This is a genomic window from Paraburkholderia elongata, assembly GCF_013177735.1.
Lineage (GTDB): Bacteria > Pseudomonadota > Gammaproteobacteria > Burkholderiales > Burkholderiaceae > Paraburkholderia > Paraburkholderia elongata.
In genome coordinates this window covers 20,569-31,830 of record NZ_WOEZ01000258.1, presented here as the reverse complement: position 1 = coordinate 31,830, position 11,262 = coordinate 20,569, and the positions used below count along the sequence as shown (strand labels likewise).

At 61.1% G+C, this 11,262-nt stretch carries 16 protein-coding genes and 1 pseudogene; 16 read left to right on the top strand and 1 reads right to left on the bottom strand.

Going from position 1 to position 11,262, the window contains the following annotated elements; genetic code table 11:
• The first annotated feature begins 196 nt into the window (after positions 1 to 196).
• The 14 genes and pseudogenes from GNZ13_RS43555 (at position 197) to GNZ13_RS43495 (ending at position 8,696) form a co-directional block, all read left to right on the top strand.
• The gene (locus GNZ13_RS43555; RefSeq protein ID WP_172176665.1) at positions 197 to 637 is read left to right on the top strand and encodes a hypothetical protein; all 441 of its coding nucleotides are present in this window, start codon (positions 197 to 199) and stop codon (positions 635 to 637) included.
• Between the two features lie 5 nt (positions 638 to 642).
• Entirely contained in the window at positions 643 to 903 is a 261-nt protein-coding gene (locus GNZ13_RS43550; RefSeq protein WP_172176663.1) for a hypothetical protein, read from the top strand.
• The gene (locus tag GNZ13_RS43545; protein ID WP_172176661.1) at positions 885 to 1,805 is read left to right on the top strand and encodes a hypothetical protein; all 921 of its coding nucleotides are present in this window, start codon (positions 885 to 887) and stop codon (positions 1,803 to 1,805) included. The genes GNZ13_RS43550 and GNZ13_RS43545 overlap by 19 nt, the downstream gene beginning before the upstream one ends.
• 184 nt (positions 1,806 to 1,989) lie before the next feature.
• Positions 1,990 to 2,181 (top strand): annotated as a pseudogene (locus GNZ13_RS54500) (helix-turn-helix domain-containing protein); the annotation flags it as partial.
• Between the two features lie 373 nt (positions 2,182 to 2,554).
• A complete protein-coding gene (locus tag GNZ13_RS43535) occupies positions 2,555 to 2,950 on the top strand; it encodes a hypothetical protein (protein WP_236002442.1) in 396 nt (131 codons plus the stop codon).
• Positions 2,947 to 4,341 (top strand): replicative DNA helicase, encoded by a 1,395-nt coding sequence (gene dnaB, locus GNZ13_RS43530; RefSeq protein ID WP_172176657.1) that lies wholly within the window; start codon positions 2,947 to 2,949, stop codon positions 4,339 to 4,341. The genes GNZ13_RS43535 and dnaB overlap by 4 nt, the downstream gene beginning before the upstream one ends.
• 14 nt (positions 4,342 to 4,355) lie before the next feature.
• The gene (locus GNZ13_RS43525) at positions 4,356 to 4,982 is read left to right on the top strand and encodes a hypothetical protein (protein WP_172176655.1); all 627 of its coding nucleotides are present in this window, start codon (positions 4,356 to 4,358) and stop codon (positions 4,980 to 4,982) included.
• A 154-nt stretch (positions 4,983 to 5,136) separates the two neighbouring features.
• Entirely contained in the window at positions 5,137 to 5,349 is a 213-nt protein-coding gene (locus GNZ13_RS43520; protein WP_172176653.1) for a hypothetical protein, read from the top strand.
• A gap of 218 nt (positions 5,350 to 5,567) precedes the next feature.
• Entirely contained in the window at positions 5,568 to 6,254 is a 687-nt protein-coding gene (locus GNZ13_RS43515) for a hypothetical protein (RefSeq protein WP_172176651.1), read from the top strand.
• Positions 6,255 to 6,301: 47 nt separating this feature from the next.
• Entirely contained in the window at positions 6,302 to 6,550 is a 249-nt protein-coding gene (locus GNZ13_RS43510) for a hypothetical protein (RefSeq protein WP_172176649.1), read from the top strand.
• Positions 6,551 to 6,761: 211 nt separating this feature from the next.
• Positions 6,762 to 6,923 carry an HNH endonuclease signature motif containing protein gene (locus GNZ13_RS54495; RefSeq protein WP_407945700.1) on the top strand — a complete coding sequence of 54 codons (162 nt, stop codon included), beginning with the start codon at positions 6,762 to 6,764 and terminating at the stop codon, positions 6,921 to 6,923.
• A gap of 187 nt (positions 6,924 to 7,110) precedes the next feature.
• Entirely contained in the window at positions 7,111 to 7,299 is a 189-nt protein-coding gene (locus GNZ13_RS43500) for a hypothetical protein (protein WP_172176647.1), read from the top strand.
• 256 nt (positions 7,300 to 7,555) lie between these two features.
• Positions 7,556 to 7,684, top strand: coding sequence for a hypothetical protein (locus tag GNZ13_RS53660; RefSeq protein ID WP_268959237.1), 129 nt, complete (start codon positions 7,556 to 7,558; stop codon positions 7,682 to 7,684).
• A 259-nt stretch (positions 7,685 to 7,943) separates the two neighbouring features.
• Complete coding sequence (locus GNZ13_RS43495) at positions 7,944 to 8,696, top strand: hypothetical protein (RefSeq protein ID WP_236002441.1); 753 nt, start codon at positions 7,944 to 7,946, stop codon at positions 8,694 to 8,696.
• Between the two features lie 375 nt (positions 8,697 to 9,071).
• On the opposite strand, the gene GNZ13_RS43490 is transcribed toward GNZ13_RS43495, so the two are convergent.
• A complete protein-coding gene (locus GNZ13_RS43490) occupies positions 9,072 to 9,998 on the bottom strand; it encodes a S49 family peptidase (protein ID WP_172176645.1) in 927 nt (308 codons plus the stop codon).
• A 146-nt stretch (positions 9,999 to 10,144) separates the two neighbouring features.
• On the opposite strand from GNZ13_RS43490, the gene GNZ13_RS43485 reads away from it, so the two are divergent.
• Positions 10,145 to 10,345, top strand: a complete 201-nt coding sequence (locus tag GNZ13_RS43485; protein WP_172176643.1) for a hypothetical protein — start codon at positions 10,145 to 10,147, stop codon at positions 10,343 to 10,345.
• Between the two features lie 292 nt (positions 10,346 to 10,637).
• Complete coding sequence (locus GNZ13_RS43480) at positions 10,638 to 10,961, top strand: hypothetical protein (protein WP_172176641.1); 324 nt, start codon at positions 10,638 to 10,640, stop codon at positions 10,959 to 10,961.
• The last annotated feature ends 301 nt before the right edge of the window (positions 10,962 to 11,262 follow it).

The window sequence follows — 11,262 nt, the reverse complement described above, 5'->3', positions numbered from 1 at the left end:
CTGAATAGCTGGGTGGGTTCAGAAAACCCACCCCCCCTTGTTTTTTCGGGGTGGGTTTTCTGAACCCACCCAGCTATTCAGGTGGCTTCTTCGCGTATTCAATACGTATCGCACCACTGAGTTTTTCCGATAGACAACGGCGCGATACCAGGTAAAAGGCCACTCGTATCGCGCCAACGTACGGAGCGATACCGTCATGCCGCTACACACCACTTCTCCCGAAGACGCCGGCCAGGATCAGCCGGTCAAGCGTGGTCCCGGACGCCCCCGCAAACAGCGCCCTGCATCACCGGAACCCGCGCCTGTCAATGCGGCACCGCGCGTCACCGACCGTTACGGCGCGGCGCGGATCATTGGCAAATCCTTTGACACCGTCAAGCGCCTGGAAAAATTCGACCCGGACTGGCCGAAACCTTTCGCCCTCAGCGGCCCCCATAAAAACCACTATCTGATCAGCGACATCGAGGCGTTCCTGCTCAATAAGGCCGCCGCCGCGCAGGCCGCCAGCATCGCCTCCACGCAAACGGCCACGCCGCTCGATCCAGCCGGGACGCGCGGTCTTGAAAACCTGCGCCCCGGCAACAAGGCACGCCGCCCTGAAAAGAAGCAGGCCAATGCCGCCACCGAACCGGCGTAAGCGCGATGAAGACCGCCTCCGTCGCCGCGAGATTCGCGGCATTGGCCGAATCAATCGAGCTGCGTCGTGAAGGGCTCATCGGCGCGACGATCTATCGCGACAGTCAATTCGAACTCGCATCGCGGGGCCTATCGCCCGAAGACGTGCGCATCGCCCGCCAGGCATTCATCGAGGCATTCGAACAGCGCATCGTGCGGCAATGGCCCGACGATCATCGAGCGGCGGTCGCGCGAAGGAATCTTGAGAAATGGCACACAAATTCCTGAAATTCTCCGAGCTGCGACGCGATCCTCTGCTGCAATCTCGCGTCGCGATGGACCCGGAACTGATCGGCGAATACACCGATGCGATCCTGCGCGGCGACCGGATGCCGCATGTGTCGGTCGTGTTTGACCGGATGTACTACTACCTGGTTGACGGCTGGCATCGCTGCGCAGCACTTGAAGCGGCAGGCAAGTGCGAGGTCGAGGCCAATGTCGTCAACGGTACGTATCGCGATGCACAGTTGGCATCGTTCGCCGCGAACAGCAAGAACGGTGCGCGCCGCACCAATGCGGACAAGCGGCTCGCGGTCGAACGGATGCTCGCCGACGAGGAATGGGCAAAGTGCAGCGATAACGACATCGCGAAACATTGTGCGGTGTCACAGCCGTTTGTCAGTAGCGTTCGATCGTCACTTATAACGGCTTTAAGTGACAAGCCCCTAGAGCGCACCTATACCACGAAGCACGGCACTCAGGCCACGATGCGCACGGCCAGCATCGGCAGGAAAGCCCGGACCAAACGCGGCGCCGAGATCGAGCAATCTGCTACGCCGGCCACACCGGCCCAGCCGTGGCCGTTTCTGGCTCCGCCCATTGATCCGACCGCGAACCCGACTGCGCGTGATTCGCCGGACGTTCGGGACGACGAACAGGCCGCCGCGCCAGAAGTGCACGCGACCGCTGAACCGGAGGTCAGCAAACACAACACGGAAATCGAGGAGCTCATGGCGTATATCGAGAAGCTCGAAGCCGAAAACGCTTGGCTGCGGCTCGATCTGGACTTCGCGAACGGTGAGATCGCGATACTGCACCGCAAGCTCGGAGCCGCGGCGCTTGAGTGCGAGGACGTGAATTACCGAACGCGTCAGGCGGATGGCGTTGAGCCGCGCCCCCACGATGCATAGGTGTACTACCTTCGCCGTCAGGTGGCGCGGGTGATGAGCCAGGAAAAAAGCCCTGCCCATGGAGGAAATAGGCAGGGCTTCGCAGCACGAGGGAACGGTTAGTAACCCCGGTTGGGCAATGCGACTTTAGCACATTCGCGAATTGCCCCGTAAGCGAAACACAGATGATGGGAAGCAATTTGCCATGGCGATCAAGGTTTGCAATCTTGTGTGGGAACACTTCGGCCTCGGCACGTCTGCAAAGCTTGTGCTGCTGCGGATGGCCGATCATTGCGACAACGACGGAGACAGCCTCTACCCGTCGATTGCTAGCCTCGCGCGTGACTGCTGCCTGTCGGAAAAGCAGGCACGCCGTCACGTGCATTCACTGATTCGCGACGGCTATCTTGAGGTGGTCGGCAACGGGACCGGCGGCGCGCCGGGCACCACGCGCCATTATCATTTGCGGCTGGAACGGTTGACCGGCGGCAGCCCTCCCATGGATGACCCTACGGCTCCCGTGGATGGGAGTCCTACCCCTCCCATGAGTGGGAGTCCTCTGAATGGCGCTACCCCTCCCATGGGCGGGAGTCCTACGGCTCCCATCGGTGGGAGGCGTGCCGGGAGGGGGACGGCTCCCATGGGTGTCCCTGACCCCACCCATGGGCGTCCCGAGACGCCTCCCATGGGTGGGAGCCAAACCGTCATTGAACCGTTACTAGCCGTTAGGAACTCGCCTTCGGCGAATTCCAACCCCGCCGTTGGCGGGATTGCCTGCACTGACTCTGCTATCGCAGCAAACAAAAAAAAACAGCGACGCACGGGCGAAGGTCATAACGAAAAAAACGCGCCCAGCCATCGCACTGACGGCGTTTCTGGAAAACTGCCGCTCGACCGGTCAGCAGCCGATCCCTGAAGGCGACACGATTTTCGACTACGCCGCGAAGGTAGGCATCCCGCACGACATCCTGCTGTTGCACTGGCAGGAGTTCAAGGCGCGCTACAGCGAAGAGGGCGCGAAGCACCAGAAGGACTGGCGCGCGGTGTACCGGAACTCGGTGCGCGGCAACTGGTACAAGCTCTGGCGGATGGACGGGAACGGTGCCCGCGCGCTCACGAACCTCGGTGAGCAGGCGAAGCGCGCGCACACCAAGGAGTCGGCATGAGCGCAGCGGCCCCTTATCCCGACGACCGGACGCGCGAGGTCCCGCACAGCGTCGAGATGGAGCAGTCGGTGCTCGGCGCGCTGCTGCTTGATAACGCCGCCATCGACCGTATCGGCGAACTGCGCGCCGGGCATTTCTATCGCGCCGAACACCGGACGATCTTCGAGAGCATCTTGAAGCTGATCATCGGGCATCGCACGGCGGACATGATGACCGTGGCTGACGACCTGACCGTTACCGGAAAGATCGGGGCAGCCGGCGGCCTGCCGTACCTCAACGCGCTGGTGCAGAGTACGCCGGGCAGCGCGAACGTGACGCGCTATGCCGGGATCGTGATCGAGCGCTGGAAGCGGCGCGGCCTCCTCGCGGCGACCGACGAGGTACGCGCGCTCGTGTTTGAGCGCAAGGGCCGCGACGCTTCGGAAATTGTGAGCGAGGCGCAGGCGAAGTTCGAAGCGCTCGCCGGGTCGCACCCTGACGGGCCGAAATTTATCAGCGAATATCTGCTGCCGGTAGTCGAGGAAATCGATGACCAGTCGGACGGCGTGCTGCCGAACGTCATCGCTACCGGCTTTCGTGATCTGGACAGGAAGCTTGACGGTGGCATGAATGCGGGCGAACTGATCGTCCTGGCCGGACGCCCTTCGATGGGCAAGACCGCGCTCGCCTTCGGCATCGGTGCTCACGTGGCGCGCAAGGTCGGCACGGTATTGATGTTCTCGCTGGAAATGCCGGGCAAACAACTGACCCAGCGCAGCCTTGCGCGTGACGGTCGCATCCCCATGCCGCACATCAAGAACGGCGCGCTGATGACGAAGACGGACTTTGAAAATCTGGCGAAGGCCGTCGATAACCATACGCATCTGCCGATGCTGATCGATGAAAGCGCCGCCCTCTCTCTGGCCGAGATCACCTCCCGCAGCCGAGCCGTGAAGCGCCAGCACGGGCTGAGTCTGGTCATCGTTGACTACATCGGTTTGATGACCGGCGGCGACGGCGAAAACCGCACGCAGCAGGTCGGCTCGTTCTCACGGGGGCTGAAGGGGCTGGCGAAGCGCCTCGACGTGCCCGTCATCACATTGTCGCAACTGAACCGTGGCGTAGAAAACCGGACGGACAAGCGCCCGACCATGGCGGACCTGCGCGAATCCGGCGACATCGAACAGGACGCAGACCTGATCCTGATGCTGTACCGCGACGAGGTGTATAACCCAGATTCACCGGATCGCGGCACGGCGGAAGTCATCATCGCCAAACAGCGCAACGGCGAAATCGGCACGACGCGCCTTGCGTACGTTGGCGAGCACACGAAGTTTGCAGACCTCGCGCCTGGCTACCTGCCGGTGCCGCGCAGCAAGCCGCAGCAGTCTTCAAGAGGTTTCGACGAATAACGGAGGATTTCTCCATGAGCAACAGCAAAGTCGTTCACATGCCCGCCCAGGTTGCGCCGCCGTCTTTCAGCGAGATCGGCAGTTTCATCGCCCGTTTGCGGTATGACATCCGGCAAGCGCTCGCCGGGATCGACCGGGCTACTGACGAGGCGCGTCGCATCCGCCGCGAAGTGCTGGCGCTGAAAGAAAGTCGTGACGCGGCCCACGCCGGGCGCATCCAGACTCTCGAACATGAGGCCGACCGGCTCGAAGCGCATCACGGCACGCTCGCAGAAGTCATCCGCAAGTGCGGCTATGCGTTGATGGAAGCCGCCCCCATGATCGATGCCTGCACGACACTGGCCCAGCGTTGCGAGTTGTTGAACATCAACGTTGCTGACCGCGAAGGGATCACCGAAGCTGATGGGCTGGCGGCACTCGTCCTCGATCACGGGATCGAAGACTCGGCAGCAAGCAGGCATTGTTGGTGTAAGGACGGCCCGCTGTTTCATGCCGTATATCGCGTGTTTGCGGACTTTCTGGCGACGGCGCGCGATGGTCAGGTCGGTGGCCGCTGCACGTTCTCGCCCGGCGGCCTGTTCTTCGACAGTCTGTGCAATCCTGCGGCGGCGCGTGCCGAGATGACCGCGACGTTTCACTGAAGGGAGAACCGCATGTTCGATGCATTGATCGGCGGGAAGGTAGACCGTCTCCTCAATTTTGCGGACACCCCACGCGCCAGCGACCCGTCATGTTAGCGGCAACATCTGTTGCGTAAATGGGCATTTTTAACAACATCGGCGCATAATTCGGCGCATGGATATCAGCCAGTACAAGACCCTGATCGCCGATCTGTCGCGGCGCGTACCGCTCATCGTGAAGGAAACCGAAAACGGCCACTTCATCACGATCCGGACCAAGCACGGCGTGCCCATCGCGACGCTCAGCCGTACGGTCGCGCTCGAAGCCGGTCTGGTCCAGACCGCCCCGCTCATGTGTGAACCCGAGGATCAGAATGCCGATGGCTAAAAGTCGCCTGCAACCCGATGCAAAGCACTCCGTGCCGTTGCCTGACAGCCGCGCGGACAAGACCGGAACCAGCACCCCCGCGCCGCTCTCGGGACCGAAGACCACGCGCACCGGCACGCCGTGGAGACGCTCATGGCCCGGGTCCCGCCCAATTTCCTGAGCATCACCGGCTCAATTCTGAGCCGACGGTAGTGATAACCGAAGTGGAGGACACCATCATGGCAGCGTCTATACACGAACAGAGTGCGGACTTCCTGCGCCTCGTCGAGGCAACGGGCTTGCGTTCCGAACTCGAAACCAAGCTCGAAGCGCAGAACCTTGAGGAGCGCAAGCGGCTTGTCGCCGAAATCGCGGCCAAGCGCGCCGGATTCGAACGTGTATCTCCGGCGCTCGATAAGGCTTATCGCGAGGCATGGGAAGGTGTCGAGCTAGCTGAGGCGAAGCTCCTCGCTGCCAAGCAAGTCTTCAATCATGTCTCGCAGCGGTCGTACGGCGCTCGCTGCCAGGCCGGCACTGGGCAGGAAGAGGCACGGCTTGAGAAGATTGCGCCGCGTTTCATCCGCGATGCGATCGACAGCGTGGAGGAGATGACCGATTTCCTCCGTGGTACCTTCCGTGGGGAAACCCGGCGCGTGACCGAATGGACTTGGGCTGGCCGGGTCTCCCGCAGCATCGATGTATCGAACGCCGAAGTCGTGCACTCGATCCGGCAGATATGTGAGGCTGCACTCGACGAGATGCACGCCATGATGCGCGACGTGGACACGCCGCTCGTCGATCAGCGCGAGCGGTGCGAGGCGCTTGTTGCCGAGTGCAAGGCGGTTGCGTTGCCGCAATTGAAAGATGATGCGACGTACCAGCGCTATCAGGACCGCAAGCTTGCGCGTGCTGCGAAGTCGGCCTGACGCACCGCCTCAGATGCCTCAGATCACAAACAAGGAGTCGACACACAATGAACGCCCCTGCCGCGATTGACTGGCTCGCGCCAGAGTTGGCCGCCGACGTGCTGCGTCCCCAACCCGCCGGTCGCCCCTTTGTAGAAGGCCTGATCGTCAAGATCAGCAAGGAAACCGTGCACTTCGACGGCGGCGCAATCTGCCGCGCGGCGAAGTATGCCGTTGACTATGACGACGTCGATTGCTGGTTGGACGAAGTGACCAATAATCGCCTGTACCTCGTCCAAGGCTGGGCGATTGCGTGATGCGTTTTGCGCGGCGCTCGTTTAAACGCGCCATGGGCTGTGGCCGGAGCATCTGAAACTCGCGCAACGCCACACGGACGAAAACCGCGCCTCTGCGTCAGAACGAGGTTACGGTGCCCGCTGGCGCCGCGCATGTGAAACCTATCTGCGCCGGCATCCACTCTGCGAGTGCGCCGAATGCCGCGCCCAACACCGCCTGCTACCCGCAACCGTGGTCGACCACAAGGTGCCGCACCGTGGCGACATGGCGTTGTTCCGGAACGTAAGCAACTGGCAGGCGCTGTCAAAGCGTTGCCACGACGCAAAGACTGACGCGAGGACGGTGGCTTTGGCAACGCGCAGCGCACCCGCGACGCGACGCGCGATCACCTGACGTGAGATTGACGGCCGTCAAATCATCCGTCATCGAACGATATTGCACGAACCGCGCCAGCCCGGAGGGGGCTATCGATCCCTGTGGGCAATAGCCCTGAGACCGCGCGGGTGGGCTCATTTTTGTGATCGCGTTATTCGAAAGGCCTATCAACAACCCCTAAATCGGGGGAAACCATCATGCGCGGATGAAAACCCACCTGAACACCGATGCCGAGCGCAAGGCCATCGAGATTCGCTGTCGCGCCGAGCGGCGTGCCGGACAGTTGCTCAAGGAAATGGCGGCGAAGGGACAACGCGCAACACAAAGCGGCAGCGGGATTCGGTATGCGGCACGACAACGTGCTTCGGGATATCCACGCAATGCGCGACAGTGAGGCAGCGGAAATCAGTTGGTTTCGGGGCCGATTCCCACCGCATGTGGCCTGGATGTTTTAAAGCGCCCAAGTGTGCTGCTGCGCACGGTGCAGAGCCGCGCCGTATGAGAGGCTCAATGCAGCAATACCCTGCGGCTTTCCGCAGGGACCACTATTTCGCGCTGTGGTGTTGGCCGATGGAATGCTCAAGGCTGATCGCGTGACGGGAACCCGGCCCTGCCGGATTCGGCGGCGAACACGAACAGGGGAGCAAACCATGTCACAAAACGCAACCGATCTTCTCAGCCTGGTGAGTGAAGTATTTCGCGGCGCAGAAGCAGAGCAGCGCCGGTTGGCGCTTCAGATCATTGCCCCGGGCGTTGCTGACGAGCGCGATGGTGGGTGAGAAACACGAACAGGCGAGAAAACAGTCGGGGACAGTGGACCGGTGAACGGCGACCACAAGACCCGTTTCCGACTGGATGCGTCTTTGAGATAGCCGGGATAGGGTTTCCGAGAACTCCGGATTGAACAGTTTGGTGCCGTAAGCATGAGCACGGCTGCCTGATCGGTGCAGCGGTTGATATTGGCACGAACGCCCTACGGTTACCTCACGCTTGTAACGGCGCAGATTGTCGCGAATTCAGTAATGGGACGGGGGTTCTATGGGGTGGATTAAAGCAGTTGCTGCTTTGTCGGCGGTGACGATGTTCTCGGGCTGCGCGTACAACGTGCAGGTGTCGTCGCAGTCAGGTGCCGCTGAGGTAATGACCACCAAGGTGCGACACGACAAGGCTTATGTGGTCTTCAGTGACAGCCTCGCGACGGCTGGAAAGGATGTGAAGTCCGGATTTGCATGCGGCGCGCATAAATATCCAATGTATATCGGGGAGGCCCTTCAGGGGTCACTTTCGAGAACTGTGGAAGCGGCCTTTCCGCAAGTGGTCAATAACGGCGGGGCAGTTCCCTCGTCAGCCGACGGTATCGTCTTCAAATTTGACCTGTCTGAGTTCGATCCGCGCATCCGCTTCACTCCCGGATTCTGGGTGCCTTCGGCAGATGCCAACGTAGACATCGCGATTCGCGCCCGTGTCTCGGATCGAACGGGGAAAGAGTTGATCACTACGACCTTCCGTGGGCAAGGACATGCTAGTGAGGATGGAGCGTGTCCCGTAGGGGCGGACGCCCTGGGCCAAGCAGCTCAGAAAGCCATCTCCAACGCGATGGAGAACTTTGTCGATAAGGTTATTAATACTGGCGCGCTCGATTCGGCGATGGCACCGATCGCTGAATCATCCACGCAGACTCAGGCGAGTTTGCCGATGCGTGCCCCAAATGTTGCTGCTGACGGAAGTTCTACTGGCGGAATTTCTTGCGTAGAATCGTTTGGCGCAACCATCTGCAAACACAACAAGTGAGATGCGTAAACGCCTGTTCGCTTAGATTGCCGTATTGTGCGGCCATCTAAGAACAGAGAACGCAATGACCAAGACGCGAATACTTCCAGCATATTCTTCGGTGCTGCACTCATCACTATCGTGCCGTCATGGTGTGACGCCCAAAGCTTTGACACAAAGGCAGCAGGAAAATGCATTACGCTTGGGGCCGTTAGCGAGAAGTATCGCGCCAAGGCTCAGGACGTATTGGATTATGCAAATAGTCAAGGCGCAGGGCGCATCGTGATGCGGAATGCGAATCAGGAAATGGATGACCTTGCGCGTTACAAGGGCAACAAGTCCCTCATGGAAGGATGGATGTGGGAAGCCATGAAGGCGTGCGATAAGTTTTAGATCTTAGAGCGATAAGCGCTCGATCAGGCGCTGTCGCGCGGCGGCGCGTGTCCCGGACGGTGGCGCAACCGAAGCCCGTACCGGTCCGCTCGATGGTTGGCCAATGCGACGCGCCAGCCTGTTGACAACCTCGTCGAGAGTCGCGACGCCGTCCACCATGTTTTCACTGCGCGCCGCCTGCGCGCTGAGTGTCCTGCCTTCGCCCATACCATTACGCACCTTGCTGACATCGACGTTGCGGTTGCGCGCGACGTTGCGCGTGAATGCGCCGTAGTAGGCATCGATGCGCGTCTGCATGGCGGCGCGCGCCTCGCCGGTGAGCGGACCAAAGGAATTTCCTTCGGTCTTGTACTTGCCCGCCGAAACCAGCGTCATGCTAATCCCGACCTTGTTGAGTGCGCCGCTTACGTCGGTGTGCAGGTCCGCGACTCCGATTGAACCTACTTCCCCTCCCGTCGTCACGAAGAACTCGCTTGCAGAAGAGGCAACCCAAAAGGCCGCACTGGCGGCGAGAGAATTGGCGACAGCAAAAATGGGTTTCTGACTTCTGGCCTGATAAATCTCATTTGCCAACTCCATTACGCCGTAGACGCTGCCACCGGGCGAATCGACGTCAATCAGGATGCCGCCAATCGAATCGTCGGCGAGCGCGGCGCGGAAATCCTGCGTGAAACGCTGAACGCCGGCCAAGCCGAACTGCTCGGCGAAGTCGCTCGCACGCGGCACAAGTACGCCATATAGCCGAAGCACCGCAATCGACCCGCTCGCTGCAGGCGTTGCGCGCGCGGGCGCGGCGCTCGCCTGCGGTCCGCGTGTCGGGCCACGCATCGTCGCGTGGTCGTCGCCGCCGTGCATGAGCAAATCCCTGATGAACGGCAGACGGTCGGGCAGCACGGCCCACGGTGCGTTCAAAAGATGGGTGATCGACATGGCGTCCTCCTCTGCGGCGGACTTGGTGGAATTTCAAGTTCGACCAAGATTGGCCGGTAAGCACTGCCGCGCTGGTCCATGTTAACCGCGACGGGCGGCGCGCGCATAATCGCGGACTATCAAACCCGGAAACCGGGGAGGTCCACATGACGGATGCGGCCAGCAGGTATGCGCAGGTGCTCGCCGATCTGGCAAAGGCAGGCCTGCGGGTCGTGGTCATCGAGAGTCGCGATGAAGAGCTTGTCACCGTCAAGACAACGCGCGGCATCCACGTCTTCACCGTCGGTCGCGAACTCGCGCTTGAGGTTGGTCTGCTGAAACGCCCGCCCGCGACACCGAAGCAGTAACAACGCCAATCCCAAGAAATCATGTCCCGCCCACGCGCCGAACAGCGATCAGGACGTGTGGCGAAGGCGCGCGGGGAACCCCGCAAGTTCGGCAGTCCGGCGCTATCGTCCAATGCGTAACAGCGCACAGAAAATCGTTGGCAAATGCGTATTGTCGATCCACGGCATGGGAGAGTCTTTGCCTTGGCCTGAACCGGTCGCACTACTGCTCGCGTAGATTGCAGCGCGCAATCGGACAGGCGACCAGTAATCACACGCCCGCTTTGACCGGCACGACAACGGGGACCAAATCATGAAACATGAAACCCTGAAGGGTATCGCGCAGTTGCAGTCACGGCAGCGTGAGCGGCTGGCTGAAGACGCCACGCGCACCCTGCGTGACAGGAACCTGACGCTCTCACAGCGCGAGCTGCTGGGTCGCATGCGCCTCGCGCTGATTGACATCGACGTAGGGACGGCGTTCGGACAGGATCAGGAGAACTACGTGTCGCGTTACGTGTACGACGCGGTTCAACAGGTGCTTAACGATATCCGGATCGTGCTACTCGAATACGGCTTTCCGCCGGAAGCTACCGTGACCGACTGGCTGCGCGAGCGGCTTGAGGCAACCAAATGAAAACTCATCAATGAGCGGCTCGTCGCGGTGGAGAACCGCTTGATACGCTCACGCCAGTCTTCACCAAAGTGAGCCACGGCGAGAGCATCGCGTGACGAATCGATGCGCAGACTGTGTGATCGTGCGCCGCTCCCGAAAAAGCTCACCTTAAGGCCCGTAGAAACCGCTGGCGGGTTTTGGACATGGCTGGTATCACCCGAGCCCCGCGAGCGGTTTCCAGGCATCTACGGGATGGCGGGCGCGGCATTCGCGGGTCGGACCTTTCCGCGCTCCACCACTGCCGACGACAACGACGGACGGC

Excerpts from the sequence above, each read along its gene's own strand:
- GNZ13_RS43555 (WP_172176665.1), top strand. The coding sequence starts at position 197 with ATGCCGCTACACACCACTTCTCCCGAAGACGCCGGCCAGGATCAGCCG.
- GNZ13_RS53660 (WP_268959237.1), top strand. The coding sequence starts at position 7,556 with ATGTCACAAAACGCAACCGATCTTCTCAGCCTGGTGAGTGAAGTATTT.
- GNZ13_RS43485 (WP_172176643.1), top strand. The coding sequence starts at position 10,145 with ATGACGGATGCGGCCAGCAGGTATGCGCAGGTGCTCGCCGATCTGGCA.
- GNZ13_RS43500 (WP_172176647.1), top strand. The coding sequence starts at position 7,111 with ATGAAAACCCACCTGAACACCGATGCCGAGCGCAAGGCCATCGAGATT.
- GNZ13_RS43545 (WP_172176661.1), top strand. The coding sequence starts at position 885 with ATGGCACACAAATTCCTGAAATTCTCCGAGCTGCGACGCGATCCTCTG.
- GNZ13_RS43520 (WP_172176653.1), top strand. The coding sequence starts at position 5,137 with ATGGATATCAGCCAGTACAAGACCCTGATCGCCGATCTGTCGCGGCGC.
- GNZ13_RS43515 (WP_172176651.1), top strand. The coding sequence starts at position 5,568 with ATGGCAGCGTCTATACACGAACAGAGTGCGGACTTCCTGCGCCTCGTC.
- GNZ13_RS43490 (WP_172176645.1), bottom strand. The coding sequence starts at position 9,998 with ATGTCGATCACCCATCTTTTGAACGCACCGTGGGCCGTGCTGCCCGAC.
- GNZ13_RS43525 (WP_172176655.1), top strand. The coding sequence starts at position 4,356 with ATGAGCAACAGCAAAGTCGTTCACATGCCCGCCCAGGTTGCGCCGCCG.
- dnaB (WP_172176657.1), top strand. The coding sequence starts at position 2,947 with ATGAGCGCAGCGGCCCCTTATCCCGACGACCGGACGCGCGAGGTCCCG.
- GNZ13_RS43495 (WP_236002441.1), top strand. The coding sequence starts at position 7,944 with ATGGGGTGGATTAAAGCAGTTGCTGCTTTGTCGGCGGTGACGATGTTC.
- GNZ13_RS43550 (WP_172176663.1), top strand. The coding sequence starts at position 643 with ATGAAGACCGCCTCCGTCGCCGCGAGATTCGCGGCATTGGCCGAATCA.
- GNZ13_RS43510 (WP_172176649.1), top strand. The coding sequence starts at position 6,302 with ATGAACGCCCCTGCCGCGATTGACTGGCTCGCGCCAGAGTTGGCCGCC.
- GNZ13_RS43480 (WP_172176641.1), top strand. The coding sequence starts at position 10,638 with ATGAAACATGAAACCCTGAAGGGTATCGCGCAGTTGCAGTCACGGCAG.